Here is a 25556-nt window from a genome sequence, read left to right as displayed (position 1 = left end):
TACGCTTGTCGTTACGGATTACTGACGGAACGGGAAGTTGAACTCTGTGAGCAGAGCGCGTGCTTCGTCGTCGTTAGTAGCCGTCGTGCAAACGATGATGTCCATGCCCCACATCTGATCAACCTTGTCGTAGTTGATCTCAGGGAACACAATGTGCTCCTTGACGCCCATGGCGAAGTTGCCACGGCCATCGAAGGACTTCGGGTTGAGGCCACGGAAGTCGCGAACACGCGGAAGAGCGATGTTCACGAGACGATCCAGGAACTCATACATCCGAACGCCGCGCAGGGTAACCTTGGCACCAATCGGCATGCCTTCGCGCAGCTTGAAGCCAGCGATGGAGTTGCGAGCGCGGGTGATTACCGGCTTCTGACCAGCAATCGCAGCGAGGTCGGCAGCTGCGACGGTCGGCTTCTTGGAGTCGCCGGTCGATTCGCCAACACCCATGTTGATGACGATCTTGTCGAGGCGCGGGATCTGCATTTCGTTGGCGTAGGAGAACTTCTCCTGCATAGCCGCACGAATACGCTCGACATATTCCTTCTTGAGCCGGGGCTCATAAGCGGACTTAGCCATCGATCACTACTCCCGAACGCTTGGCCACGCGGACCTTCTTGTCACCGTCGATCTTGAAGCCGACGCGGGTCGGCTTGCCGTCCTTCGGATCGGCAATCGCGATGTTCGAAAGATGGATCGAGGCTTCCTTGTTGATGATGCCGGCTTCCTGGCTCTGGGTCTGGCGCTGGTGACGCTTCACCATGTTCACGCCACGCACTACAGCCCGATCTTCCTTCGGCATAACCTGTACGACTTCGCCGGTACGGCCCTTGTCCTTACCGGTGAGAACGACGACCTTGTCGCCTTTACGAATCTTTTGCATCTCTCAACGCTCCCTTAGAGTACTTCCGGAGCCAGCGAGATGATCTTCATGTGGTTCTTGGCGCGAAGTTCGCGCGGAACCGGTCCGAAGATACGGGTGCCGATCGGCTCTTTCTTGTTATCGATAAGAACGGCTGCGTTTGTGTCAAAACGAATGACGCTGCCATCCGCACGGCGGATGTCTTTCGCGGTGCGAACGACAACAGCCTTCATGACATCACCCTTCTTCACGCGGCCGCGCGGAATGGCTTCCTTGATCGAAACGACAATGATGTCGCCGATCGACGCGTACTTACGCTTGGAGCCGCCCAGCACCTTGATGCACATGACACGACGTGCGCCGGAATTATCCGCCACGTCGAGGTTTGTTTGCATCTGAATCATGTCAGGTCGCCTTCTTGTTGTTACCAGGCCGGTTGGGTCTAGACCCCCTCGCCCGGCTTATTGTGCCTATCTCAAAGCAAAAGAACGCCCGGACTCGAGCGTTCCTCTACTTCAATTGCGTGCTTCATACAGATATTTGCCCAAGACGCAAGGGTCTCGCGGTCAAATCCCGTAGAAATCAAGCCTGGGCGGCAACCACCGTCCAGCGCTTATCCTTGGAGATCGGCGCGCATTCCTCGATGGAAACAACGTCACCAACCTTGTACTGGTTGTTTTCGTCGTGCGCCTTGTACTTCTTCGAACGGCGGACGGTCTTCTGGAGAATCGGGTGCGCAAAGCGGCGCTCGACTCTGACGACGACGGTCTTGTCGTTCTTGTCGCTGACGACTGTGCCCTGCAGAATGCGTTTCGGCATATTTTGTGGTCCTTAGGCCTTGGCTTCTGCCGCCTTCTGGCGGGCAATTGTTTTGACGCGTGCGATGTCCTTACGGACTTCGTCAATACGCGACGACTTTTCGAGCTGGCCGGTTGCCTTCTGGAAACGCAGATTGAACTGCTCTTTCTTCAGCTTGGCAAGCTCTTCGTTGAGTTGATCGGCGCTCAGAGCGCGAACATCTGCGGCTTTCATGAGATTCACTCCTTACTCTGCGATACGCTGCACGAAGCGCGTCTTGACAGAGAGCTTGGCAGCACCAAGACGAAGTGCCTCACGGGCGAGTTCTTCGCTGACACCATCGATCTCGAACATCATACGACCAGGCTTGACCTTGCATGCCCAGTATTCAACCGAGCCCTTACCCTTACCCATGCGGACTTCGGTAGGCTTGGCGGTGACCGGAACGTCAGGGAACACACGGATCCAGACGCGGCCGGCACGCTTCATATGGCGGGTGATCGCGCGGCGGGCCGCTTCGATCTCGCGCGCATTGACGCGGTTTGGTTCTTGAGCCTTCAGGCCGAATTCACCAAAGGAAAGATCAGATCCGCCCTTGGCTACGCCCTTGATGCGGCCCTTGAATTGCTTGCGATACTTCGTACGCTTTGGCTGCAACATTTTTTTAATTCTCCGATATTGGCTGCCACGCGCGCATGTTACGCGTTTTCGCGACGACGGTCTCTGCTGCTGCCGCCCTGGTTGTCACTCTCGATCGCGCGACGCTCGGAAGCCATCGGATCGTGCTCAAGGATCTCGCCCTTGAAGATCCAGACCTTGATGCCGCAGATACCGAAAGCGGTTTGAGCTTCAGACGTACCGTAGTCGATGTCCGCACGCAGAGTGTGCAGCGGAACGCGACCTTCGCGGTACCATTCGGTACGAGCGATTTCGGCACCACCGAGACGACCGGCGCAGGTGATCTTAATGCCTTCGGCGCCAAGACGCATGGCCGACTGAACAGCGCGCTTCATCGCACGGCGGAAAGCCACGCGGCGCTCGAGCTGCTGAGCGATCGACTGGGCAACGAGCGTTGCGTCAACTTCCGGCTTGCGCACTTCAACGATGTTGAGGTGGGTTTCGGAGTTGGTCATCTCGGAAAGCTTCTTGCGGAGCTTTTCGATGTCTGCGCCCTTCTTGCCGATGATCAGGCCCGGACGAGCCGAGTGGATCGTTACGCGGCACTTCTTGTGCGGACGCTCGATCACGACCTTGGCAATGCCAGCGGCCTTCAGCTCTTCCATCAGGTAAGCGCGGATCTTCAGGTCTTCGTGAAGAAGCTGACCGTATTCCGCGTTATCAGCGAACCAACGGCTATCCCAGGTCCGGTTGATGCCGAGACGGAAACCGATCGGATTAATCTTCTGGCCCATTATGCGGCCTCCCCTTTGGCTTCCACTTCACGAACGACGATCGTCAAGTGAGAGAACGGCTTTTCAACACGCGATGCACGGCCGCGACCACGAGCGTGGAAGCGCTTCATCACAATCGACTTGCCAACATACGCCTCAGCGACGATGAGCGAATCAACGTCGAGGTCGTGGTTGTTCTCAGCGTTTGCGATCGCGGATTCAAGCGTCTTCTTGACCGTTTCCGAGATCCGCTTGCGCGAGAACTCGAGTTCGGCCAGAGCGCGCTCGACCTTCTTGCCGCGGATCATCGCTGCAACCAGGTTGAGCTTCTGGGGGCTGACGCGGATCGTGCGCGCAATTGCCTGCGCTTCATTATCCTTCAGCCGGCGTTCGGCTTTTGCCTTGCCCATTGTTACTTCCTCTTTGCCTTCTTGTCCGCACCATGACCGTAATAGGTCCGGGTCGGAGAGAATTCACCGAACTTGTGTCCGACCATTTCTTCTGACACCGAAACGGGAACATGCTTGTTGCCGTTGTAGACGCCGAAGGTGAGACCCACGAACTGCGGAAGGATCGTGGAGCGACGGCTCCACATTTTGATCACTTCGTTACGACCGCCGTCACGAACCTTCTCAGCCTTCTTGAGAAGATAGCCGTCAACAAACGGACCTTTCCATACTGAACGAGCCACTTGAGACTTCCTCTCTTACTTCTTGCGCTGGTGACGCGACCGCATGATGAACTTGTCGGTCGACTTGTTGGAGCGCGTCCGCTTGCCCTTCGTCGGCTTGCCCCAAGGGGTAACCGGGTGGCGACCACCGGACGTACGGCCTTCACCACCGCCGTGCGGGTGGTCAACCGGGTTCATGACGACGCCGCGAACGTGCGGCTTCTTACCGCGCCAGCGCGAACGACCAGCCTTACCGTCATTGATGTTGCCGTGATCGGGGTTCGATACAGCACCGATGGATGCGAGGCAAGAGCCGTGCACGAGGCGCTGTTCACCCGAGTTCAGGCGAAGGATTGCCATGCCCTGGTCACGACCAACGAGCTGCGCGTAGGTACCGGCCGAGCGAGCCAGCTGGCCGCCCTTACCCGGCTTCATTTCCACGTTGTGGATGATGGAGCCGACCGGGATGAACTGCAGCGGCATGGTGTTGCCGGGCTTGACGTCGACTGCTGCCTTTTCCGAAGCGATGACCTTGTCGCCGGCAGCGAGACGCTGCGGAGCGAGGATGTAGGCCTGTTCGCCATCGGCGTAGGTTACCAGCGCGATGAACGCGGTGCGGTTCGGGTCATATTCCAGACGCTCGACGGTGCCTTCTACGTCGAACTTGCGACGCTTGAAGTCGACCAGACGGTAGGTCCGCTTGTGACCGCCGCCCTGGAAGCGAACGGTGATACGGCCGAGGTTGTTGCGACCGCCCTTGGAGTGCAGACCTTCGGTCAGCGCCTTTACCGGCTTGCCCTTGTAGAGGCCGGACCGGTCAACGATGACCAGCTGGCGCTGGCTCGGGGTCGTCGGATTGAAACTTTTCAATGCCATTTTATTGTTCCCTTTTGGGTTTTTACCCTAATGGGCCTATCCGTTAGAGACCGGTGGAGACGTCGATGGACTGACCGTCGGCGAGCGTGATGATCGCCTTCTTCACGTCCTTCTGCTTTCCGGTAAAGCCGCGGAACCGCTTGGTCTTGCCCTTGCGGACGAGCGTGTTCACGGCCGTAACCTTGACGCCGAACAGAGCTTCGACAGCAGCCTTGATTTCAGGCTTCGAAGCACCCTTGGCGACGTTGAAGACGATCTGGTTCTGTTCGGAAACCAGCGTCGACTTTTCAGTGATCGAGGGAGACACGATCACGTCGTAGTGGCGAAGATCCGTCATTTGAACCGCTCCTCCAGAGCTTCCACGGCAGCCTTGGAAAGCACGAGCTTGCCACGGCGCAGAATGTCGTAAACGTTGATGCCCTGAACCGGCAGAACGTCCACATTCGGGATGTTCTGAGCGGCGAGCTTGAAGTTGTTCTCGATTTCAGCGCCGCCGATGATCAGAGCATTGGTCAGACCGAGCGAGGCGAATACGCCAGCCAGGGTCTTCGTCTTTGCTTCTGCGGCAACGAGATCATCGAGAACGATGATGTTTTCAGCCTTCAGCTTGGCAGACAGAGCGTGGCGAAGGCCGAGTGCACGAACCTTCTTCGGCAGGTCATGGGCGTGGCTGCGAACAACCGGGCCATGAGCCTTACCACCGCCACGGAACTGTGGAGCACGAGCGGAGTGGTGGCGGGCGCGGCCCGTACCCTTCTGCTTGTACATCTTGGCGCCGGTGCGCGAAACTTCCGCGCGGCCCTTGGCCTTGTGTGTGCCCTGCTGCTTCTTAGCGAGCTGCCAGCGAACGACGCGGGCGATGATGTCTTCACGGGGTTCGAGACCGAAAATGGCGTCCGAAAGGGAAACCTTTCCCGCGTCCTTGCCCTCGAGGGTTTTGACGGTGAGATCCATTATTCGGCTCCCTTACTTCGATGCTTCGGCGCGCACGGCCGCGGGGCGCGGTGCGCCTTCCGGGGTGCCCGACTTGATGGCGTCACGAACGACGATCCAGGCACCCTTGGAGCCGGGGACAGCGCCCTTGACCAGGATCAGACCGCGGTCTTCATCGGTCGATACGACTTCGAGGTTCTGCGTGGTGACGCGCGTCTGGCCCATGTGACCAGCCATGCGCTTGCCCTTCCAGACGCGGCCCGGATCCTGGTTGGAACCGGTCGAACCATGCGAACGGTGCGATACGGAAACGCCGTGCGTTGCACGCAGACCGCCGAAGTTGTGGCGCTTGATGGCGCCGGCAAAGCCCTTACCGATCGTGGTACCGGTGACGTCGACGAGCTGGCCCGCAACGAAATGGTTGGCGGTCAGTTCGGAGCCGATGTCGATCAGATTGTCCGCGGAAACGCGGAATTCGACGAGCTTCGCCTTCGGTTCGACGTTGGCGGCAGCAAAGTGGCCGCGCATCGCCTTCGGCGTGTTCTTGACCTTGGCAGTGCCGGCGCCCAACTGGACAGCGGTATAGCCGTTCTTGTCGTCCGTGCGCTGGGCTACCACCTGGCAGTTTTCCAGCCGCAATACTGTTACCGGGATATGCTCGCCGGCGTCGTTGTAGACGCGCGTCATTCCCACTTTCTGTGCAATCACACCTGAACGCATCGGTTCATTCCTCTTGAGAGTTAACGTCGGGGCGAACCCCTTCGCATCTCTTGTTTAAGGTCTCCCTCTGATCCTTGCGGAACGCCGGGTCGCCCGTTTCTGGAAGCCGTTGGACCGAAGCCCACGTACCTTCCTTGTTATTAAAGCTTAATTTCCACGTCGACGCCGGCAGCGAGGTCGAGCTTCATCAGCGCGTCAACGGTCTGCGGAGTCGGATCTACGATATCGAGAAGGCGCTTGTGGGTACGCATTTCGAACTGTTCGCGGCTCTTCTTGTCGACGTGCGGCGAACGGTTGACCGTAAATTTTTCAATGCGCGTCGGCAGCGGTACTGGACCGCGCACGCTGGCACCGGTGCGCTTGGCCGTCGAGACGATTTCGCGTGTCGAGGCATCGAGGATCCGGTGATCAAACGCCTTGAGGCGGATGCGGATGTTCTGGCCGTTCATACGACTTATCCTTGTTCATGTTAGTTGCGGTTTCCGTGGAGAAACGCGCATTGAACTTCGTTTGATGTTCGGCCAGTCCGCTAATTTTTCAAAGATCGGAGGGACAAGGTTTCCCCTGCCCCTTCCTATTTGAGCGGCCGTGGCCGGCCTGTACTTTCGCGATCGCACTATGCCGACGCACCATGCAAATCACGCTTGCGCGCCATTTGCACTATTTCGGCGTCGTCGGCAAGCCGTGCGACCAACTAAATCATGCTGGGCGGCTATGTCCGAGGCGCATAACAATGCGCCTCGCCTCATTCCGCCCGTTCGCCGATTACTCGACGATCGAAGCGACGATGCCGGCGCCGACGGTACGGCCACCTTCGCGGATAGCGAAGCGCAGCTTTTCTTCCATCGCGATCGGAACGATCAGCTCAACGGCAACCGTGACGTTGTCGCCAGGCATAACCATTTCCGTGCCTTCCGGAAGCGTAACGATACCCGTCACGTCCGTCGTGCGGAAGTAGAACTGCGGACGGTAGTTCGTGAAGAACGGCGTATGACGGCCGCCTTCTTCCTTCGTCAGGATGTAGGCTTCGGCCATGAACTTCTTGTGCGGCTTGACCGAACCCGGCTTGCACAGGATCTGGCCACGCTCAACGCCGTCACGGTTAACACCACGGATCAGCGCGCCGATGTTGTCGCCGGCCTGGCCCTGGTCGAGCAGCTTGCGGAACATTTCAACGCCGGTAACCGTCGTCTTCGACGTGTCGCGGATGCCGACGATTTCAACTTCTTCGCCAACCTTGACAATGCCGCGCTCAACGCGACCGGTCACAACCGTACCACGGCCCGAGATCGAGAACACGTCTTCGATCGGCATCAGGAACGGCAGGTCGATCGGACGCTCAGGCGTCGGGATGTAGGCGTCAACAGCGGCCATCAGCTCGCGGATCGCGTCTTCGCCGATCTTCTTGTCCGAATCTTCAAGAGCAGCAAGTGCCGAACCCTTGATGATCGGAATGTCGTCGCCCGGGAATTCGTAGGACGACAGCAGTTCGCGAACTTCAAGCTCGACGAGCTCGAGAAGCTCGGCGTCGTCAACCTGGTCGACCTTGTTGAGGAACACGACGATCGCCGGAACGCCAACCTGGCGAGCAAGCAGGATGTGCTCGCGGGTCTGCGGCATCGGGCCGTCAGCAGCCGAGCAAACCAGGATCGCGCCGTCCATCTGCGCTGCACCGGTGATCATGTTCTTGACGTAGTCGGCGTGGCCGGGGCAGTCGACGTGCGCGTAGTGACGGTTCGCCGTCTCATACTCAACGTGAGCCGTCGAAATCGTGATACCACGGGCCTTTTCTTCCGGAGCAGCGTCGATCTGGTCGTACGCCTTGTACTCGCCGAAGTACTTCGTGATCGCTGCAGTCAGCGACGTCTTGCCATGGTCAACGTGGCCAATCGTGCCAATGTTAACGTGCGGCTTGTTGCGCTCAAATTTGCTCTTTGCCATTTTCGGCTCTCCGTTTCCTGTCCCCTGTCGGGGAAACCTTATCTATCTGTTTTCAGCGAAAGGGTATTCCGGTCACTTCTGACCGGAATACTTTGCCTGGATTTCCTGTGCGACGTTCGACGGGACCGGCGAGTAATGATCGAAGGTCATCGTGTACTGGGCGCGGCCCTGAGACATCGAGCGCAGGTTGTCCACGTACTTGAACATGTTCGCCAACGGGACGTTCGCATTGATGACGACGGCAACACCGCGTGCTTCCTGGCCCTGGATCTGGCCACGGCGCGAGTTCAGGTCGCCGATAACGTCACCGACGTAATCTTCCGGCGTTACGACTTCGACCTTCATCATCGGCTCGAGGAGCTGAGCGCCGGCCTTCTTGGCTGCTTCACGGAAGCAGGCACGCGAAGCGATTTCGAACGCCAGAACCGACGAGTCGACGTCGTGGAAGGCACCGTCGATGAGCGTCGCCTTGACGCCCAGCATCGGGAAGCCAGCCAGCGGACCCGAAGACAGAACGCTTTCGATGCCCTTCTGGACGCCGGGGATGTATTCCTTCGGAACAGCACCGCCAACGATCTTGGACTCGAACTTGAAGTCTTCGCCATCCGGGTTCGGTTCGAAGACGATCTTGACGCGCGCGAACTGGCCGGTACCACCGGACTGCTTCTTGTGCGTGTAGTCTTCTTCGTGCTGACGCGTGATGGTTTCGCGGTAGGCAACCTGCGGCGCGCCGACGGTTGCTTCGACCTTGAATTCGCGACGCATGCGGTCAACCAGGATGTCGAGGTGGAGTTCACCCATGCCTGCGATGATCGTCTGGCCGGACTCTTCGTCGGTCTTGACGCGGAACGACGGGTCTTCTGCAGCCAGGCGGTTGAGCGCGAGGCCCATCTTTTCCTGGTCGCCCTTGGTCTTCGGCTCGATCGCGATCTGGATAACCGGCTCCGGGAATTCCATGCGCTCGAGGATAACCGGCTTCAGCGGGTCGCAGAGCGTATCGCCAGTGGTGGTTTCCTTGAGGCCAGCCAGAGCAACGATGTCGCCAGCAAAGGCTTCTTCGATGTCTTCACGGCTGTTGGAATGCATCTGAAGCATACGGCCGACGCGCTCGCGCTTTTCCTTGACCGTGTTCATGACCGACGTGCCCTTTTCGAGCTTGCCGGAGTAGATACGGGCGAAGGTGAGCGAACCGACGAAGGGGTCGTTCATGATCTTAAAGGCGAGCATCGAAAGCGGCTCGCTGTCGTCAGCGTGGCGCTCGGTCTCGGCTTCGGTCTTGACGTCGATGCCCTTGATCGCCGGGATGTCCATCGGCGACGGCAGGTAGTCGACAACGGCGTCGAGAAGCGGCTGAACGCCCTTGTTCTTGAACGCGGTGCCGCAGAACATCGGGTGGAACTTCACGTCGATGGTGCCGCGGCGAACGAGCGCACGGATCTGGTCGTTATCAGGCAGGTTGCCTTCGAGATACGCTTCAGTCGCAGCTTCATCGATCTCGACAACGGTCTCGATCAGAAGTTCGCGGTACTTCTGCGCTTCTGCCTTCATGTCATCAGGAATTTCGACGACGTCCCACTGGGCGCCGAGCGATTCGTCGCGCCAGATGAGAGCGTTCATCTCGATCAGGTCGATGACGCCCTTGAACTCGGTCTCAGCGCCGATCGGCAGCTGCATGACGACCGGGATCGCACCGAGGCGCGACTTGATCATCGAGACAGAGCGGTAGAAGTCAGCGCCGGTCTTGTCCATCTTGTTGCAGAAGATCATGCGCGGAACGTTGTACTTCTCAGCCTGACGCCAGACGGTTTCCGTCTGAGGCTCAACACCGGCGTTGGCGTCGAGCAGCGCGATGGCGCCGTCGAGAACGCGCAGCGAACGCTCGACTTCGATGGTGAAGTCAACGTGGCCGGGGGTGTCGATGATGTTGAAGCGGCGGGTCTTGCCATCACGACCCTTCCAGAAGGTCGTGGTCGCAGCAGACGTGATAGTGATGCCGCGTTCCTGCTCCTGCTCCATCCAGTCCATGGTAGCGGCGCCGTCGTGGACTTCGCCGATCTTATGGGACTTACCGGTGTAGTAGAGAATACGTTCGGTCGTCGTCGTCTTGCCGGCGTCGATGTGCGCCATAATACCGAAATTGCGGTAGTCTTCGATTTTGTATTCGCGAGCCATAGGGACTCCCTTTCGAAATTGGTCGTCGATTACCAGCGGTAGTGCGAGAATGCACGGTTGGCGTCGGCCATCTTGTGCGTGTCTTCGCGCTTCTTGACGGCGCTGCCACGGTTGTTCGCAGCGTCCATGAGTTCGCCGCAGAGGCGATCAACCATGGTCGTTTCGTTGCGCTTGCGGGCAGCAGCAATCAGCCAGCGGATGGCGAGCGCCTGACGGCGTTCCGGACGAACGTCGACGGGAACCTGGTAGGTTGCACCACCAACGCGGCGCGAACGGACTTCGACGTGCGGAGCGATGTTGTCGAGGGCCGAATGGAACACGGCGATCGGCTCCTGCTTCAGCTTGCCCTGAACGGCATCGAAGGCACCGTAAACGATGCTTTCAGCAACCGACTTCTTACCATGAAGCATGATGGCGTTCATGAACTTGGTGACAACCAGATCGCCGAACTTCGGATCCGGGTTGATCTCGCGCTTTTCTGCACTGTGACGACGTGACATACGTTTTGTCTCTCAACTGTTGACTGGCGCCTTAACACGCGGAGAACCTCGCGCAGCGCCGAATTCGTGAAACCCGAAATTACTTCGGACGCTTCGCACCATACTTGGAGCGGCGCTGCTTGCGGTTCTTGACACCCTGCGTATCGAGAACGCCACGGATGATGTGGTAACGGACACCCGGAAGGTCCTTTACGCGGCCGCCGCGGATCATGACAACCGAGTGTTCCTGAAGGTTGTGACCTTCACCCGGGATATAGCCGATGACCTCGAAACCGTTGGTCAGGCGAATCTTGGCAACCTTACGCAGAGCCGAGTTCGGCTTCTTCGGGGTCGTCGTGTAGACGCGGGTGCAAACACCACGCTTCTGCGGGTTTTCCTGCAGAGCAGGAACCTTGTTGCGCTTTACCTGTGCCTGACGCGGCTTGCGGATCAGCTGGTTTACGGTAGGCATGTAACCATCCCTTGCAAAATCTTGTCTCGTTACCCTTGCGGGCGGATCGTTGCCGTCTCCGGCGATACGGACACCTGTAAAATGCGCAAACGAGGACCGATCCGCTTTGTCGCGGATGGCCCTACAAAAAGCAGAGGACACAGCATTTCGCGCGTCATGCGTGCAGCATTTTTTGTAGTCAGCGTGCGTTTCGAACCTTGTTTGAGGCGAACTCCAGAACGCGACGTTCCGAACCAGCCAGCCTCACATGGGCTCCGATGCGGCGGGGTGTACTGATTTCAAGGCCGACAGTCAAGGGCAATTAACAAATATTCTCCCGCCAACAGACCCGCCATGCCCGGAAAACAAGGCTTTGGCGGGTGTCGGGGTGGGTCCTGGCGACCCTGTCTGCACTTGAACACAGACAGCTTCGAACAGGGTTAAGGAATCGGCAACCAGTTTGTGACGGTTTTCCACCGCCATGATTCTGCCGAGTCGCCAAAGCCTGTGGCCTCGCAGCTATTTCTTTCGCGCTGCACTGAAAAGGGCGCTAAAGTCGGCCGCGCACTCGAAAGGATATTCAATGAGCGTCACGCCTGACAACGACAATGCACCGGACGAGCCGATGGTCTTCATCATCATCGGCAAGGCCTATGAGACCGACGGAGACGACGAAGGCGTGGACATTCACGTGATGTTGCGCGCACCCGACGACGATACGGCCGTGCGCGAGGCGCTGAACGCGCTCGCCGAGGAAGGCTTCCTGGAGGCCGACCTCGATCAGATCGGCACACTGACAGACGTGCCGAACGAGGAGCCGCATGCCTCGGCCTACCAGGGCGCCCTCGAAGGCGAAGTTGCGATCATCCGTTTCAGCTGAGGCCGTCGACGCCCCAACGTCGCCTCCCCTTCCAGCCTACCACAATGAAAAAGCCGCCCGGATCGCTCCGGGCGGCTTTTCTGATTTGAGGAAACGAGGGCGAGAACGCCCTCCTCCCATTATTCGGCCGCTGCGTTTTCCTTCGCGAGATCGGCGAGCATCGGGGTGGCAACATCTGCGCCCGTACCCTTGCGACGCTCTTCGAGAATCATCTCGTCGCGCGCCGTCGCGATGCGGCGGATCTGCGTCATCGTTCCGCCGGTACCAGCCGGGATCAGACGGCCGACGATGACGTTTTCCTTCAGACCCTGCAGGCCGTCGACCTTGCCGGCGATCGCCGCTTCGGTCAGCACCTTGGTGGTTTCCTGGAACGACGCCGCCGAGATGAACGACGGTGTCTGCAGCGAGGCCTTGGTGATGCCGAGCAGGACCGGATCGCCGTATGCCGGCTTCTTGCCCTGTTCGATCAGGCCGTCGTTGACGTCTTCGAGCTCGATGCGATCGACATTGTCACCGACGATGTAGGTCGAGTCGCCGGCATCGGTGATTTCCACCTTCTGCAGCATCTGACGAACGATGACTTCGATGTGCTTGTCGTTGATCACAACGCCCTGCAGTCGGTAGACTTCCTGGATTTCGTTGACCAGGTAGGAAGCGAGTGCTTCCACTCCCTTGATCGCCAGGATGTCGTGCGGCGCCGGGTTGCCGTCGAGGATGTAGTCGCCCTTTTCGATGTAGTCGCCATCCTGAAGATGGAAGGGCTTGCCCTTCGGGATCAGGTATTCGACCGGCTCAACACCGTCTTCAGCAGGCTCGATCAGAACGCGACGCTTGTTCTTGTAGTCGCGGCCGAAGCGGATCGTACCATCGATCTCAGCGATGACGGCGTGATCCTTCGGACGACGTGCTTCGAACAGTTCGGCAACGCGCGGCAGACCACCGGTGATATCCTTGGTCTTGGCGCTTTCCAGCGGCGAACGTGCCAGCACGTCACCCTGGGAAACCTTCGTGCCCGGTTCAACCGAGAGAATGGCGTCAACCGAAAGCATGAAGCGGGCGTCACCACCACGCGACAGCTTCAGGACCGCGCCGTTCTTGTCCTTGATGACGATCGCCGGCTTCAGGTCGGTACCGCGCGGCGTCGAACGCCAATCGATAACCTGACGCTTGGTGATGCCGGTGGACTCGTCGGTCGCTTCGAGCACGGAGATGCCGTCGACGACGTCTTCGAAGTGAACGGTACCTTCCACTTCCGTCATCATCGGACGGGTGTAGGGGTCCCACTCGGCAAGACGCTGACCGCGCTTCACCTTGTCACCATCGTCGACGAAGATCTTCGAACCGTAGGCGACACGCTGCGAGGAGCGCTCGACACCACGTTCGTCGAGGATCTGGACGGCCATGTTACGACCCATGGCGACAAGGATGCCGTCAGAGTTGCGCAGCATGTTGCGGTTCTTGATCTGTACCGTGCCTTCGTAGGACGCTTCCAGGAACGACTGGTCGACCACGGTCGCCGTACCGCCCAAGTGGAAGGTACGCATGGTGAGCTGGGTGCCCGGTTCACCGATCGACTGTGCAGCGATAACGCCAACCGCTTCGCCCATGTTGACCGGCGTACCACGTGCCAGGTCGCGGCCGTAGCAGACGCCGCAAACGCCCGTCTGGATTTCGCAGGTCAGCGCCGAACGGATGCGGATCGACTGGATACCAGCCTTTTCGATCTCGATGACGTCGGGTTCCAGGATCATCCGGCCGGCGTCGACGAGACGAACGCCCGTGACCGGGTGATCGATGTCGTCCAGAGCCGTACGGCCAAGAATACGAGCGCCAAGCGAAGCCACAACCTGACCGGCATCGACGATCGCCGTCATGGTGAGGCCATTCTCGGTGCCGCAATCGACGGAGTTGACGATGCAATCCTGCGCCACGTCGACGAGACGACGCGTCAGGTAGCCCGAGTTCGCGGTCTTCAAGGCGGTGTCGGCCAGACCCTTACGGGCACCGTGGGTCGAGTTGAAGTACTCGTTAACGGTCAGACCTTCCTTGAAGTTCGAGATGATCGGCGTCTCGATGATTTCACCCGACGGCTTGGCCATCAGGCCGCGCATGCCGCCCAGCTGACGCATCTGGTTCGGAGAACCACGGGCGCCGGAGTGCGACATCATGTAGATCGAGTTCATCGGCTTCTGACGGCCGTTGTCGTCAAACTCCACAGCCTTAATGCGGGCCATCATTTCGTCGGCGACCTTCTCGGTAGCCTTGCCCCAGGCGTCAACGACCTTGTTGTACTTTTCGCCCTGGGTGATGAGGCCGTCATTATACTGCTGCTCGTATTCCTTCACGAGCGCTTCAGTATCGCCGACGATCTTCACCTTGGTGTCCGGAATGACCATGTCGTCCTTGCCGAACGAAATGCCGGCGCGGCAAGCATGGGCAAAGCCGAGCTGCATGATGCGGTCGCAGAAGATGACCGTGTCTTTCTGACCGCAGTGACGGTAGACCGTGTCGATCATCTTGGAGATGTTCTTCTTGGTCATTTCCTGGTTGCAGGTCTCGAACGGCACGTTGACGTTGCGCGGCAACAGTTCACCGATGATCATGCGGCCAGGCGTGGTTTCGTAGATCTTCGAAACCGGGTTGCCCTCGGCATCGACGGTCTTGAAACGGCCACGGATCTTGGCGTGCAGTGTCACGGACTTGGTTTCGAGCGCGTGATGCAGCTCGCCCATGTCAGAAAACGCCATGCCTTCGCCGGGCTCGTTCTGGTTCAGGATCGACAGATAGTAGAGACCCAGAACCATGTCCTGCGACGGAACGATGATCGGCGCGCCGTTAGCCGGGTGCAGAATGTTGTTCGTCGACATCATCAGCACGCGTGCTTCGAGCTGCGCTTCGAGCGACAGCGGCACGTGAACGGCCATCTGGTCGCCGTCGAAGTCGGCGTTGAAGGCCGTGCAGACGAGCGGGTGCAGCTGGATGGCCTTGCCTTCGACCAGGGTCGGTTCGAAGGCCTGGATGCCCAGGCGGTGCAGCGTCGGTGCGCGGTTCAACAGAACCGGATGCTCGCGGATGACCTCGTCCAGGATATCCCAGACTTCCGGCTTTTCCTTTTCGACGAGCTTCTTGGCCTGCTTGACGGTCGAGGAATAACCCTTGGCGTCGAGGCGAGCGTAGATGAACGGCTTGAACAGCTCGAGCGCCATCTTCTTCGGAAGACCGCACTGGTGCAGCTTCAGCTCCGGACCGGTCACGATAACCGAGCGGCCGGAGTAGTCGACGCGCTTGCCGAGCAGGTTCTGACGGAAGCGGCCCTGCTTGCCCTTGAGCATGTCGGACAGCGACTTCAGCGGACGCTTGTTGGCGCCGGTGATGACGCGACCGCGACGGCCGTTGTCGAACAGCGCGTCCACAGATTCCTGCAGCATGCGCTTTTCGTTGCGGATGATGATGCCTGGAGCGCGCAGTTCGATCAGACGCTTCAGACGGTTGTTACGGTTGATCACGCGGCGATAGAGATCGTTCAGATCCGACGTCGCGAAACGGCCGCCGTCGAGCGGCACGAGCGGGCGCAGGTCCGGCGGGATCACCGGAACGACCTTCATGATCATCCATTCCGGGCGATTGCCGGAATCCATGAAGTTCTCGACGATCTTCAACCGCTTCATCAGCTTCTTCTGCTTCAGATCCGAGGTGGTCTCGGCCAGATCCGAACGCAGATCGCCAGCGATCTTCTCGAGGTTCATCGAAGCGAGCATTTCATAGATCGCTTCAGCACCGATCATCGCGGTGAACTGATCTTCGCCGAACTCGTCGACGGCGAGCATGTAGTCTTCTTCGCTGAGGAGCTGGTTTTCCTTCAGCGACGTCAGACCGGGCTCGGTGACGATGTAGTTCTCGAAGTAGAGAACGCGCTCGACATCCTTCAGCGTCATGTCGAGCAGCGTCGAAATGCGGCTCGGCAGCGACTTCAGGAACCAGATGTGGGCAACGGGAGCGGCGAGCTCAATATGGCCCATGCGCTCACGGCGAACGCGCGACAGCGTAACTTCAACGCCGCACTTTTCGCAGATGATGCCCTTGTACTTCATGCGCTTGTACTTGCCGCACAGGCATTCGTAATCCTTGATCGGACCGAAGATACGAGCGCAGAAGAGACCGTCACGTTCCGGCTTGAACGTACGATAGTTGATCGTCTCCGGCTTCTTGATCTCACCGTAAGACCAGGAAAGAATCTTCTCCGGCGAGGCGATCGAAATCCGGATGGAATCGAAAGTCTGTGCAGGCACCTGCGGATTGAAAAGATTCATGACCTCTTGGTTCATGCCTGTCTCCTTTACGGGCTTAACGCCCTGAGCTTGGCGAGAGTGCCGACAAATCCCGGGCGCCGGCCCCTCTGCCCCATAAACAGCTAAAACCGCATTTGATGCGGCCCCGTTCCTCTCGCTTGCCAATGAAGCCTTGCGGAGGAAGCGGTGCGCGCCGCGACGCGGCACGCACCTTGATGTTTCTTATTCGGCTGCGTCAGGCAGCTGCGCTGCACCGAGTTCGTCGACCTTGGTGTTCTCGAGTTCGACCGAGAGGCCCAGCGAGCGCATTTCCTTGACGAGAACGTTGAAGCTCTCGGGAATGCCCGCTTCGAAGGTATCGTCGCCACGGACGATCGCTTCGTAGACCTTCGTACGACCGGCCACGTCGTCCGACTTCACCGTCAGCATTTCCTGCAGGGTGTAGGCGGCGCCGTAGGCTTCGAGCGCCCAGACTTCCATTTCCCCGAAGCGCTGACCGCCGAACTGCGCCTTGCCGCCCAGCGGCTGCTGGGTGACGAGCGAGTAAGGACCGATCGAACGGGCGTGGATCTTGTCGTCGACAAGGTGGTTCAGCTTCAGCATGTAGATGTAGCCGACGGTCACCTGGCGGTCGAATTGATCGCCGGTACGGCCATCATAAAGCGTCGACTGACCGGTTACCTTCAGGCCCGCCTGCTCCAGCATCTCGTTGACGTCAGCTTCGACAGCACCGTCGAAGACCGGCGTCGCGATCGAAACGCCACGACGGGTCTGCTCGGCAAGCCGTACGATCGACTCGTCGTCGTACTGCTTGATCGGCTCACCCTTCGGGCCCGACCCGATGACGCTGTCGATGGTGTCGCGCAGCGGCTGGATATCGGCACCTGCCTTGTAGGCATCGAGCATCGCGCCGATCTTCTTGCCCATGCCGGCGCAAGCCCAGCCAAGATGGGTTTCGAGGATCTGGCCGACGTTCATGCGCGAAGGCACGCCGAGCGGGTTCAGAACGACGTCGACGTGCGTACCATCTTCCAGGAACGGCATGTCTTCGATCGGCACGATACGCGACACGACACCCTTGTTGCCGTGACGGCCGGCCATCTTGTCGCCCGGCTGGATCTTGCGCTTAACAGCGACGAAGACCTTGACCATCTTCATGACGCCCGGAGGCATTTCGTCGCCGCGCTGGACCTTTTCGACCTTGTCCATGAAGCGCTGTTCAAGGCGCGACTTGGATTCGTCGTACTGGGCGCGAAGCGCTTCGATCTCGCCCTGAGCCTTCTCGTCTTCGATGGCAAACATCCACCACTGCGAGCGGGGATATTCGCTGACGACGAGGTTGGACAGCTCAGTGCCCTTCTTGAAGCCCTTCGGACCTGCAACCGCGGTGTGACCGCGCAGCATGTCGACGAGACGTGCGTAGACGTTACGATCGAGGATCGCCTGTTCGTCGTCGCGGTCCTTGGCCAGTCGTTCGATTTCCTCGCGCTCGATCGCCATCGCGCGCTCGTCCTTCTCAACGCCGTGGCGATTGAAGACGCGAACTTCGACGACGGTGCCGAACGTGCCCGGGGGCATGCGCATGGACGTGTCGCGCACGTCGGAAGCCTTTTCACCGAAGATGGCGCGCAGAAGCTTTTCTTCCGGCGTCATCGGGCTTTCGCCCTTCGGCGTGATCTTGCCGACCAGGATATCGCCCGGCTGAACCTCAGCACCGATGTAGACGATGCCGGCTTCGTCGAGATTACGCAGCGCTTCTTCCGAAACGTTCGGAATGTCGCGGGTAATTTCTTCCGGACCCAGCTTGGTGTCACGCGCCATCACTTCGAATTCTTCGATGTGGATGGAGGTGAACACGTCGTCACGCACGATGCGCTCGGACAACAGGATCGAGTCTTCGTAGTTGTAGCCGTTCCACGGCATGAACGCGACGAGCGCGTTGCGGCCGAGTGCCAGATCGCCGAGATCGGTCGACGGACCATCAGCAATGATGTCGCCCTTGTTCAGAACGTCACCGACGGTGACCAGCGGGCGCTGGTTGACGCAGGTGTTCTGGTTCGAACGCTGGAACTTCTGCAGACGGTAGATATCGACGCCCGACTTCGACGGATCGAGGTCTTCGGTGGCGCGGATAACGATACGGGTCGCATCGACCTGGTCGACGACACCGCCACGACGGGCTGCAATGGCAGCGCCGGAGTCGCGGGCAACGACCGGTTCCATGCCGGTACCGACGAACGGAGCTTCGGCGCGCAGCAGAGGCACGGCCTGACGCTGCATGTTCGAGCCCATCAGTGCGCGGTTGGCGTCGTCGTTCTCCAGGAACGGGATGAGCGCCGCGGCGACCGAAACGAGCTGCTTCGGCGAAACGTCCATCAGGTTGATGTTGTCACGCGGTGCCAGCATAACTTCGCCGGCATGACGGCAAACGACGAACTCTTCCGAGAACGCACCATCGCTATCGAGAACCGAGTTTGCCTGGGCGACGTGGTACTTCGCTTCTTCCATTGCGGAGAGATAAACGACGTCGTTCGTCACCTTGCCGTCAACGATCTTACGGTACGGGCTTTCGATGAAGCCGTACTTGTTGACGCGGGCAAAGGTTGCAAGCGAGTTGATCAGACCGATGTTCGGGCCTTCCGGCGTTTCAATCGGGCAGATACGGCCGTAGTGCGTCGGGTGAACGTCACGGACTTCGAAGCCTGCGCGCTCGCGGGTCAGACCACCCGGGCCAAGTGCCGAAAGACGGCGCTTGTGGGTGATTTCCGAAAGCGGGTTCACCTGGTCCATGAACTGCGACAGCTGCGAGGAGCCGAAGAATTCGCGGACGGCGGCGGCAGCCGGCTTGGCGTTGATCAGGTCCTGCGGCATGACGGTATCGATTTCGATCGACGACATGCGTTCCTTGATCGCGCGCTCCATGCGCAACAGACCAAGGCGGTACTGGTTTTCCATCAGTTCGCCGACAGAACGAACACGGCGGTTGCCGAGGTTGTCAATGTCGTCGATTTCGCCCTTGCCGTCACGCAGCTCGACCAGCATCTTGACGACAGCCAGGATGTCTTCCTTGCGCAGGATACGAACGGTATCAGCCACTTCAAGGTCGAGACGCATGTTCATCTTCACGCGACCGACGGCCGAGAGGTCGTAACGCTCGGCATCGAAGAACAACGTGTTGAACATGGCTTCCGCAGAATCCATGGTCGGCGGTTCGCCCGGACGCATTACGCGGTAGATATCGAACAGAGCATCCTGACGGTTCTCGTTCTTGTCTACGGTCAGCGTGTTGCGGATGTAGGCGCCGACATTGATATGGTCGATGTCGAGAACCGGGATTTCGTCGAAGCCGGCCGACAGAATGACGGGAAGCGTCTTCTCGTCGATCTCGTCGCCTGCTTCGAGGTAGATTTCACCGGTCGAGAAGTTGACGATGTCTTCGGCAAGGTAGTTGCCATAGAGGTCGTCATCGGTCGCTTTCAGGGCCTTGAGACCCTTGTCCTGCAACTGGCGCAGCAGGCGCGGCGTCAGCTTCTTGCCAGCTTCGACAACCACTTCGCCGGTATCGGCGTCGACCATCTCGGTGATCGCCTTCTGGCCCTTCAGCGCATCCGGCTGGAACGGCACGCGCCAGCCAGCGCCGTCGCGCTGGTAGAGCGACTTCGTGTAGAAGGTGTCGAGGATCTCCTCGCCGTCCATGCCGAGCGCCATCAAAAGCGAAGACACGGGGATCTTGCGGCGGCGGTCGATACGGGCGTGGACGATATCCTTGGCATCGAACTCGATGTCGAGCCAGGAACCGCGATACGGGATCACGCGGGCAGCGAAGAGCAGCTTGCCGGAAGAGTGGCTCTTGCCCTTGTCATGGTCGAAGAACACGCCCGGAGAGCGGTGCATCTGCGAAACGATAACGCGCTCGGTGCCATTGACGATGAAGGTACCGTTGTCGGTCATGAGCGGCATATCGCCCATGTAGACGTTCTGTTCCTTGATGTCCTTGATCGACTTCGCGCCGGTATCCTCGTCAATATCGAACACGATCAGGCGCAGGGTCACCTTGAGCGGTGCTGCGTAGGTCAGATCGCGCTGACGGCATTCTTCGACGTCGAACTTCGGCTGTTCAAATTCGTAGGACACGAACTCGAGCATCGAAGCGCCGGAGAAATCCTTGATCGGGAAAACCGATTTGAAAACGGCTTGAAGGCCCTCATCAGGGCGTCCGCCCTTGGGCTCTTCAACCATAAGAAACTGGTCGTAGGATGCCTTCTGAACCTCGATGAGGTTCGGCATTTCTGCGACTTCTGGAATTTTACCAAAAAACTTGCGTACGCGCCTGCGACCGTTAAACGAAAGGGTCTGAGCCATCGTCGCTCCTTGTCAATCTTGCATCCGGGCCTGCAACGGACGGGAACCGATGGCCAGTCGACCCCGTCAATCAATGAGTAGTTCAATCTCGTCTAACTTGCGGAAAACGCCCAGCGCGGATTGCTGTGCTGAATTCCGTTCGAGACCATCCTCTTGAAGAACCCATTACCCAAAAGCCGTTTTGCGACAGGCTTTTGGGTAATATGTTCTAAAAACGGTCAAAGAGAGGCGGCCGAAATGGCCACCTCCCCTTGCAAAATGCCGAATTACTTGACGTCAACCTTGGCGCCAGCGTCTTCGAGCTTCTTCTTGAGGTCAGCAGCTTCAGCCTTCGAAACGGCTTCCTTGACCGGCTTCGGAGCGCCTTCGACCAGGTCCTTGGCTTCCTTGAGGCCGAGACCGGTGATGGCGCGGACTTCCTTGATGACGTTGATCTTGTTGGCGCCAGCGTCAACGAGGATAACGTCAAATTCGGTCTTTTCTTCTTCGACCGGAGCAGCAGCACCGGCGCCGCCAGCAGCAGCAACAGCTACCGGAGCAGCTGCAGAAACGCCCCACTTCTCTTCGAGCAGCTTGGAAAGCTCAGCAGCTTCCAGGACGGTCAGCGAGGAGAGGTCTTCAACGATCTTTGCGAGATCAGCCATTTTACTTTTCCTTTTGTTCGGTTCGAACTGGTTTTAAATACAACAGCGAAAATCCGCCTTAGGCGGCTTCGTCCTTCTTGGCATAGGCGGCGAACACGCGGGCAAGCTGGCTTGCCGGTGCTGCAACAACCGTAGCAACGCGGGTTGCCGGGGCATTGAGAAGGCCCAGCAGCTTTGCGCGCAGCTCGTCCAGCGAAGGCAGGGTCGCAAGCGACTTGACTGCTTCGGCGGTGAGCGTGGTTGTTCCCATGGAACCACCGAGAACAACGAGCTTGTCGTTGGTCTTGGCGAAATCCATGACGACCTTAGGAGCCGTGATCGGGTCTTGGCTGAATGCGATCAGCGTCTGACCCTTGAAGAGATTTGTCATCCCTTCCGACTCGGTGCCCTGAAGAGCGATCTTGGCCAGGCGGTTTTTCGCGACTTTGACGGTGCCGCCAGCAGCGCGCATCTTCGAACGGAAGTCGTTCATCTGCGCAACTGTGACACCAGCATAGTGGGCCACGACAACCGAACCGGAAGCCTTGAAGACTTCGTTCAGCTCCGTGACGAATTCGCGTTTTTCCGCTCTTTCCACTGTCTGTCTCCAGTTGACAGGGTTGCATGAACTGCAGCCCCTGCCGGGTTTGCCTTTGTCACCAGGGATCTCAAAAAAGATCCCAAGTAACGCTTGAGGATCCTGTCCCTTGGCGTTCCCGGAAAGCCGGGTCTGACACAAGGCAAGCGAGGCTCGAACCGAATTTCGACGCCTCCGGCGTCATCGTGAAATTCAGATCTTACCCGTCTCATGCAGGCCGAAGTGATTAAGGTAAAACCACCCGCAATCTCGGACAGGAGTTCCGGATCGAGATCCGGATTTCCGGCCCCGAAGGGCCGGAAATTATTGCTCGGGCCGAAGCCCGAAATTCATTAGGCGACGCTGAGCGTTGCCGGGTCGATCTTCAGGCCCGGGCCCATGGTCGACGAAATCGCTACGCGCTTGACGTAGTTGCCCTTGGCGCCAGCAGGCTTCGCCTTGACGACCGCGTCAGCGAAGGCGCGGATGTTTTCTTCCAAAGCCTTGGCGTCGAACGAAGCCTTGCCGATGCCGGCGTGGATGATACCAGCCTTCTCGACGCGGAATTCGACGGCGCCGCCCTTGGATGCCTTGACGGCACCGGCAACGTCCATGGTGACCGTTCCGACCTTCGGGTTCGGCATCATGCCGCGCGGGCCGAGAACCTTACCGAGGCGGCCGACGAGCGGCATCATGTCCGGGGTCGCGATGCAACGATCGAAGTCGATCTTGCCGCCCTGAACGATTTCGACGAGCTCTTCAGCGCCGACGATGTCTGCACCGGCAGCCTTGGCTTCATCAGCCTTGGCACCACGTGCGAACACGGCAACACGAACCGTGCGGCCCGTGCCGTTCGGCAGGTTGACGACGCCGCGAACCATCTGGTCGGCGTGGCGCGGGTCAACGCCAAGGTTCATCGCGACTTCAACAGTCTCGTCGAACTTGGCAGTTGCACGTTCCTTGACCAGCGATACGGCTTCGGTGAGGCCGTAGATCTTCGTCGGGTCGATGCCCTCGCGGGACTTCTGTACACGCTTTGCAATCTTCGCCATGGTCTTAGCCCGCCACTTCCAGGCCCATGGAGCGGGCAGAGCCCTCGACCATTGCCATTGCGCCTTCGATATCGGCCGCGTTGAGGTCCTTCATCTTGGCCTCTGCGATCGTGCGGATCTGAGCCTTGGTGATCGAGCCAGCCTTGGCCTTACCTGGGGTCTTCGAACCGGACGTGATCTTCGATTCACGCTTCAGGAAGTAGCTGACCGGCGGCTGCTTCATGACGAAGGTGAACGACTTGTCCTGGTAATAGGTGATGACGACCGGGATCGGCATACCCTTTTCCATTTCCTGCGTGGCGGCATTGAACGCCTTGCAGAATTCCATGATGTTAATGCCACGCTGACCGAGTGCAGGACCGATCGGCGGGGACGGATTGGCCGACCCTGCCTTCACCTGCAGCTTGAGCTGGCCTGCAACTTTCTTAGCCATTTCTCTCTGCCTCTCATTGCCTCATCGCGACGGATCGAAACGAGGAACTGTTGCGCCGGTTTCCCGGCATGTAGCCGATCAGGGATCGGCGGCTGCGGTTGCGTGGTGCGGACCCTTCGTCCCGGCTAAGGCCGACGTCCTTCCACGCGCATGCGGATTTCTCCGCCAGGGCAGGCCTAAACGACTTGCCCAATCTCTTTTGATCTTCTCAGACCTTCTCGACCTGGCCGTATTCCAGTTCGACCGGGGTCGCACGACCGAAGATCGAAACCTCGACCTTCAGGCGCGACCGCTCCTCGTCGACATCCTGAACGATGCCGTTGAACGAGGCGAACGGACCATCCGAGACGCGAACCTGCTCGCCGATCTCAAAGGAGACGGACGGCTTCGGACGCTCGACGCCATCCTGGACCTGGCCGAGGATACGATCGGCTTCATGATCCGGAATCGGAACCGGCTTGCTGTCGGTCCCGAGGAAACCGGTGACCTTCGGCGTGTTCTTGATGAGGTGAAAGGCCTCATCCGTCAGGTTGGCGCGCACCAGGACGTAACCCGGGAAAAACTTGCGCTCGGCATCAACCTTGCGGCCGCGGCGAATCTCGACAACCTTTTCGGTCGGAACAAGGATCTTCTCGAACAGATGCGAAAGACCTTTTTGCTTGGCCTTTTCCTCGATCGATTCAGCTACCTTCTTTTCGAAATTCGAATAGGCGTGAACAATATACCAGCGTGCAGCCATACTACCCTCCACCCAATCAAGCGCCAGCGTTGAGGACTAGGCCAATCAGCCAACCCATCAACTGGTCCGCAGCAAAGAAGAAGGCAGCGGCAAAAAAGACCATGACAAAAACCATCAGCGTCGAGATCATCGTCTCGCGCCTGGATGGCCAAGTTACTTTCGACGCCTCTGAGCGAACCTGCTGCAGAAACGTAAACGGATTCGTTTTGGATGCCATGTAATGCTCACGCCATTACGGCGCGTAAAGCCGATGATTCAGCCCCACGCACCGCGTGTCTGTTTGGACCCTACATAAAGACCGATTCTACAAATCACAAGAGGCATTCGGTCTTTTCTGTGAATTTCGATGGTCGGCTTATCCGACCTCCTTCCACCTTACCCGGCTTTGAGCCGCTTGCAAAGGCGAAGGCAATGGCAGGGGCAGCCGGGCTTGAACCGACGACCTGCGGTTTTGGAGACCGCCGCTCTACCAACTGAGCTATACCCCTAGATCGCTTCAGCCGGTCATTCTCGAACCGGTCAGCGCATCAAGTCAGCGGCTTATTATTCAGTTTATCGGGCGATGACAAGCGTCTTTGACGGAAAAGAGCAAAAATCCTCAATCAAGTCTTCCCCCCTCCGCCCAGACGGCCGCTCGCCCGCCATATGACCTAGCGAAAACGCATTGTTTTCAATGATGCCACCTCCTCCTCTGCGATTTTCGAGCACCGTTTCGAAGCCAACAGATAGGATTGCGAATCGGTCGAGTGCGACAAGGCAAACCTATGACTGATATCCGCCTGGTTGAATATGATCCGTTCTGGCCAGAGGATTTTGCAGCGCGTCGCCGCGTCATCGCAGGCCTCCTGGCGCCACTCATTGCCGACATTCAACACGTTGGCAGCACAGCCGTACCCGGACTGGCGGCCAAGCCGAAGATAGATATCGACGCCGTCCTTCAATCTGAAGGCGACATTCCGGTAGCGCTCGAAAGCGCGGCTACGGCCGGCTATCACTTCCACGGAGATCCCTACGGCAATGGCCTATGGACACTCACCATGAGCGGGGCGCCCTATGGTACCCGCCTCTATATATGCGGGCCTGACAACCACGCGCATCAAGCGCGCATCCTGTTTCGCGACTACCTGCGCCGACACACGGGAGTCGCGCGACAGTACGAACTGCTCAAACGGAAACTGATCATCCAGGCAAGAGGCAATTGGGACATCTACGCCAGCGGAAAGAGCGAGTTCATCGCCGGCGTCCTGCGTCGGGCTCAAAACGAAAAGCCCCGCTGTTTCCAGCGGGGCCTTTTTGAAGCGAAATAATCCT

The 25556-nt window shown here is 58.8% G+C and carries 28 protein-coding genes and 1 tRNA gene; 2 read left to right on the top strand and 27 right to left on the bottom strand.

The annotated features are described in order from the left end of the window. Nucleotides 1-18: 18 nt before the first annotated feature. From rplE to rpsL, 18 genes are all read right to left on the bottom strand, one after another. The gene (gene rplE, locus C6558_RS18450) at nt 19-576 is read right to left on the bottom strand and encodes a 50S ribosomal protein L5 (protein WP_025426675.1); all 558 of its coding nucleotides are present in this window, start codon (nt 574-576) and stop codon (nt 19-21) included. Further along, on the bottom strand, nt 569-880 hold the full coding sequence (rplX, locus tag C6558_RS18445; RefSeq protein WP_025426674.1) for a 50S ribosomal protein L24: 312 nt from the start codon (nt 878-880) through the stop codon (nt 569-571). The genes rplE and rplX overlap by 8 nt, the downstream gene beginning before the upstream one ends. A gap of 14 nt (nt 881-894) precedes the next feature. Beyond that, nucleotides 895-1263, bottom strand: coding sequence for a 50S ribosomal protein L14 (gene rplN, locus C6558_RS18440; protein ID WP_003536525.1), 369 nt, complete (start codon nt 1261-1263; stop codon nt 895-897). Between the two features lie 178 nt (nt 1264-1441). Further along, entirely contained in the window at nt 1442-1678 is a 237-nt protein-coding gene (gene rpsQ, locus C6558_RS18435; RefSeq protein WP_025426673.1) for a 30S ribosomal protein S17, read from the bottom strand. Between the two features lie 12 nt (nt 1679-1690). Then, the gene (gene rpmC, locus C6558_RS18430) at nt 1691-1891 is read right to left on the bottom strand and encodes a 50S ribosomal protein L29 (protein ID WP_025426672.1); all 201 of its coding nucleotides are present in this window, start codon (nt 1889-1891) and stop codon (nt 1691-1693) included. Between the two features lie 12 nt (nt 1892-1903). Continuing rightward, on the bottom strand, nt 1904-2317 hold the full coding sequence (rplP, locus tag C6558_RS18425) for a 50S ribosomal protein L16 (RefSeq protein ID WP_025426671.1): 414 nt from the start codon (nt 2315-2317) through the stop codon (nt 1904-1906). A gap of 38 nt (nt 2318-2355) precedes the next feature. Beyond that, nucleotides 2356-3069: a 30S ribosomal protein S3 gene (rpsC, locus tag C6558_RS18420; RefSeq protein ID WP_025426670.1), complete on the bottom strand. Its 714-nt coding sequence runs from the start codon at nt 3067-3069 to the stop codon at nt 2356-2358. Further along, nucleotides 3069-3458 (bottom strand): 50S ribosomal protein L22, encoded by a 390-nt coding sequence (gene rplV / locus C6558_RS18415; RefSeq protein ID WP_025426669.1) that lies wholly within the window; start codon nt 3456-3458, stop codon nt 3069-3071. Before rplV ends, rpsC begins: the two co-directional genes overlap by 1 nt. A gap of 2 nt (nt 3459-3460) precedes the next feature. Further along, on the bottom strand, nt 3461-3739 hold the full coding sequence (rpsS, locus tag C6558_RS18410; protein WP_025426668.1) for a 30S ribosomal protein S19: 279 nt from the start codon (nt 3737-3739) through the stop codon (nt 3461-3463). A gap of 15 nt (nt 3740-3754) precedes the next feature. After that, complete coding sequence (rplB, locus tag C6558_RS18405) at nt 3755-4594, bottom strand: 50S ribosomal protein L2 (RefSeq protein ID WP_025426667.1); 840 nt, start codon at nt 4592-4594, stop codon at nt 3755-3757. A 43-nt stretch (nt 4595-4637) separates the two neighbouring features. Next, on the bottom strand, nt 4638-4931 hold the full coding sequence (locus C6558_RS18400) for a 50S ribosomal protein L23 (protein WP_025426666.1): 294 nt from the start codon (nt 4929-4931) through the stop codon (nt 4638-4640). Next, nucleotides 4928-5548 (bottom strand): 50S ribosomal protein L4, encoded by a 621-nt coding sequence (gene rplD / locus C6558_RS18395; protein WP_025426665.1) that lies wholly within the window; start codon nt 5546-5548, stop codon nt 4928-4930. The genes C6558_RS18400 and rplD overlap by 4 nt, the downstream gene beginning before the upstream one ends. A gap of 12 nt (nt 5549-5560) precedes the next feature. Further along, nucleotides 5561-6247 (bottom strand): 50S ribosomal protein L3, encoded by a 687-nt coding sequence (gene rplC, locus C6558_RS18390; RefSeq protein ID WP_025426664.1) that lies wholly within the window; start codon nt 6245-6247, stop codon nt 5561-5563. 140 nt (nt 6248-6387) lie between these two features. Then, the gene (gene rpsJ, locus C6558_RS18385) at nt 6388-6696 is read right to left on the bottom strand and encodes a 30S ribosomal protein S10 (protein ID WP_003507767.1); all 309 of its coding nucleotides are present in this window, start codon (nt 6694-6696) and stop codon (nt 6388-6390) included. A 316-nt stretch (nt 6697-7012) separates the two neighbouring features. After that, entirely contained in the window at nt 7013-8188 is a 1176-nt protein-coding gene (gene tuf, locus C6558_RS18380; protein WP_025426651.1) for an elongation factor Tu, read from the bottom strand. A 72-nt stretch (nt 8189-8260) separates the two neighbouring features. Then, nucleotides 8261-10360: an elongation factor G gene (gene fusA / locus C6558_RS18375; protein ID WP_025426663.1), complete on the bottom strand. Its 2100-nt coding sequence runs from the start codon at nt 10358-10360 to the stop codon at nt 8261-8263. A gap of 29 nt (nt 10361-10389) precedes the next feature. Then, complete coding sequence (gene rpsG / locus C6558_RS18370) at nt 10390-10860, bottom strand: 30S ribosomal protein S7 (RefSeq protein WP_025426662.1); 471 nt, start codon at nt 10858-10860, stop codon at nt 10390-10392. A 79-nt stretch (nt 10861-10939) separates the two neighbouring features. Further along, nucleotides 10940-11311 carry a 30S ribosomal protein S12 gene (gene rpsL, locus C6558_RS18365; RefSeq protein WP_003507760.1) on the bottom strand — a complete coding sequence of 124 codons (372 nt, stop codon included), beginning with the start codon at nt 11309-11311 and terminating at the stop codon, nt 10940-10942. 562 nt (nt 11312-11873) lie between these two features. On the opposite strand from rpsL, the gene C6558_RS18360 reads away from it, so the two are divergent. Further along, entirely contained in the window at nt 11874-12170 is a 297-nt protein-coding gene (locus C6558_RS18360) for a hypothetical protein (RefSeq protein WP_025426661.1), read from the top strand. Between the two features lie 119 nt (nt 12171-12289). On the opposite strand, the gene rpoC is transcribed toward C6558_RS18360, so the two are convergent. From rpoC to C6558_RS18315, 9 genes are all read right to left on the bottom strand, one after another. Next, on the bottom strand, nt 12290-16495 hold the full coding sequence (gene rpoC / locus C6558_RS18355; protein WP_025426660.1) for a DNA-directed RNA polymerase subunit beta': 4206 nt from the start codon (nt 16493-16495) through the stop codon (nt 12290-12292). 186 nt (nt 16496-16681) lie between these two features. Continuing rightward, nucleotides 16682-20821 (bottom strand): DNA-directed RNA polymerase subunit beta, encoded by a 4140-nt coding sequence (gene rpoB, locus C6558_RS18350; RefSeq protein WP_025426659.1) that lies wholly within the window; start codon nt 20819-20821, stop codon nt 16682-16684. Nucleotides 20822-21087: 266 nt separating this feature from the next. Further along, nucleotides 21088-21465: a 50S ribosomal protein L7/L12 gene (rplL, locus tag C6558_RS18345; RefSeq protein WP_025426658.1), complete on the bottom strand. Its 378-nt coding sequence runs from the start codon at nt 21463-21465 to the stop codon at nt 21088-21090. A 58-nt stretch (nt 21466-21523) separates the two neighbouring features. Then, nucleotides 21524-22042: a 50S ribosomal protein L10 gene (gene rplJ, locus C6558_RS18340; RefSeq protein WP_025426657.1), complete on the bottom strand. Its 519-nt coding sequence runs from the start codon at nt 22040-22042 to the stop codon at nt 21524-21526. A gap of 332 nt (nt 22043-22374) precedes the next feature. Beyond that, nucleotides 22375-23073 (bottom strand): 50S ribosomal protein L1, encoded by a 699-nt coding sequence (gene rplA / locus C6558_RS18335; RefSeq protein ID WP_025426656.1) that lies wholly within the window; start codon nt 23071-23073, stop codon nt 22375-22377. A 4-nt stretch (nt 23074-23077) separates the two neighbouring features. After that, complete coding sequence (gene rplK, locus C6558_RS18330; RefSeq protein ID WP_025426655.1) at nt 23078-23506, bottom strand: 50S ribosomal protein L11; 429 nt, start codon at nt 23504-23506, stop codon at nt 23078-23080. Nucleotides 23507-23714: 208 nt separating this feature from the next. Then, nucleotides 23715-24245, bottom strand: a complete 531-nt coding sequence (gene nusG, locus C6558_RS18325) for a transcription termination/antitermination protein NusG (RefSeq protein WP_025426654.1) — start codon at nt 24243-24245, stop codon at nt 23715-23717. 16 nt (nt 24246-24261) lie between these two features. Then, nucleotides 24262-24462: a preprotein translocase subunit SecE gene (gene secE / locus C6558_RS18320; protein WP_025426653.1), complete on the bottom strand. Its 201-nt coding sequence runs from the start codon at nt 24460-24462 to the stop codon at nt 24262-24264. A 195-nt stretch (nt 24463-24657) separates the two neighbouring features. Then, nucleotides 24658-24733 (bottom strand) — tRNA-Trp (locus tag C6558_RS18315). Between the two features lie 276 nt (nt 24734-25009). Here C6558_RS18315 and C6558_RS18310 point away from each other — a divergent pair. Further along, a complete protein-coding gene (locus C6558_RS18310) occupies nt 25010-25552 on the top strand; it encodes a GrpB family protein (protein WP_025426652.1) in 543 nt (180 codons plus the stop codon). Nucleotides 25553-25556: the final 4 nt, after the last annotated feature.

Origin of the sequence: Ensifer sp. NM-2 (assembly GCF_003024455.1) — a bacterium.
GTDB lineage: Bacteria > Pseudomonadota > Alphaproteobacteria > Rhizobiales > Rhizobiaceae > Ensifer > Ensifer canadensis.
Note: the sequence above shows the minus strand (reverse complement) of the source record. Positions and strands in the feature narration are given on the sequence as shown.

Bases quoted from the DNA above. Each gene is read 5' to 3' on its own strand.
- rplE (WP_025426675.1), bottom strand. From the start codon at position 576: ATGGCTAAGTCCGCTTATGAGCCCCGGCTCAAGAAGGAATATGTCGAG.
- rplX (WP_025426674.1), bottom strand. From the start codon at position 880: ATGCAAAAGATTCGTAAAGGCGACAAGGTCGTCGTTCTCACCGGTAAG.
- rplN (WP_003536525.1), bottom strand. From the start codon at position 1,263: ATGATTCAGATGCAAACAAACCTCGACGTGGCGGATAATTCCGGCGCA.
- rpsQ (WP_025426673.1), bottom strand. From the start codon at position 1,678: ATGCCGAAACGCATTCTGCAGGGCACAGTCGTCAGCGACAAGAACGAC.
- rpmC (WP_025426672.1), bottom strand. From the start codon at position 1,891: ATGAAAGCCGCAGATGTTCGCGCTCTGAGCGCCGATCAACTCAACGAA.
- rplP (WP_025426671.1), bottom strand. From the start codon at position 2,317: ATGTTGCAGCCAAAGCGTACGAAGTATCGCAAGCAATTCAAGGGCCGC.
- rpsC (WP_025426670.1), bottom strand. From the start codon at position 3,069: ATGGGCCAGAAGATTAATCCGATCGGTTTCCGTCTCGGCATCAACCGG.
- rplV (WP_025426669.1), bottom strand. From the start codon at position 3,458: ATGGGCAAGGCAAAAGCCGAACGCCGGCTGAAGGATAATGAAGCGCAG.
- rplB (WP_025426667.1), bottom strand. From the start codon at position 4,594: ATGGCATTGAAAAGTTTCAATCCGACGACCCCGAGCCAGCGCCAGCTG.
- C6558_RS18400 (WP_025426666.1), bottom strand. From the start codon at position 4,931: ATGACGGATCTTCGCCACTACGACGTGATCGTGTCTCCCTCGATCACT.
- rplD (WP_025426665.1), bottom strand. From the start codon at position 5,548: ATGGATCTCACCGTCAAAACCCTCGAGGGCAAGGACGCGGGAAAGGTT.
- rplC (WP_025426664.1), bottom strand. From the start codon at position 6,247: ATGCGTTCAGGTGTGATTGCACAGAAAGTGGGAATGACGCGCGTCTAC.
- rpsJ (WP_003507767.1), bottom strand. From the start codon at position 6,696: ATGAACGGCCAGAACATCCGCATCCGCCTCAAGGCGTTTGATCACCGG.
- tuf (WP_025426651.1), bottom strand. From the start codon at position 8,188: ATGGCAAAGAGCAAATTTGAGCGCAACAAGCCGCACGTTAACATTGGC.
- fusA (WP_025426663.1), bottom strand. From the start codon at position 10,360: ATGGCTCGCGAATACAAAATCGAAGACTACCGCAATTTCGGTATTATG.
- rpsG (WP_025426662.1), bottom strand. From the start codon at position 10,860: ATGTCACGTCGTCACAGTGCAGAAAAGCGCGAGATCAACCCGGATCCG.
- rpsL (WP_003507760.1), bottom strand. From the start codon at position 11,311: ATGCCTACCGTAAACCAGCTGATCCGCAAGCCGCGTCAGGCACAGGTA.
- C6558_RS18360 (WP_025426661.1), top strand. From the start codon at position 11,874: ATGAGCGTCACGCCTGACAACGACAATGCACCGGACGAGCCGATGGTC.
- rpoC (WP_025426660.1), bottom strand. From the start codon at position 16,495: ATGAACCAAGAGGTCATGAATCTTTTCAATCCGCAGGTGCCTGCACAG.
- rpoB (WP_025426659.1), bottom strand. From the start codon at position 20,821: ATGGCTCAGACCCTTTCGTTTAACGGTCGCAGGCGCGTACGCAAGTTT.
- rplL (WP_025426658.1), bottom strand. From the start codon at position 21,465: ATGGCTGATCTCGCAAAGATCGTTGAAGACCTCTCCTCGCTGACCGTC.
- rplA (WP_025426656.1), bottom strand. From the start codon at position 23,073: ATGGCGAAGATTGCAAAGCGTGTACAGAAGTCCCGCGAGGGCATCGAC.
- rplK (WP_025426655.1), bottom strand. From the start codon at position 23,506: ATGGCTAAGAAAGTTGCAGGCCAGCTCAAGCTGCAGGTGAAGGCAGGG.
- nusG (WP_025426654.1), bottom strand. From the start codon at position 24,245: ATGGCTGCACGCTGGTATATTGTTCACGCCTATTCGAATTTCGAAAAG.
- secE (WP_025426653.1), bottom strand. From the start codon at position 24,462: ATGGCATCCAAAACGAATCCGTTTACGTTTCTGCAGCAGGTTCGCTCA.
- C6558_RS18310 (WP_025426652.1), top strand. From the start codon at position 25,010: ATGACTGATATCCGCCTGGTTGAATATGATCCGTTCTGGCCAGAGGAT.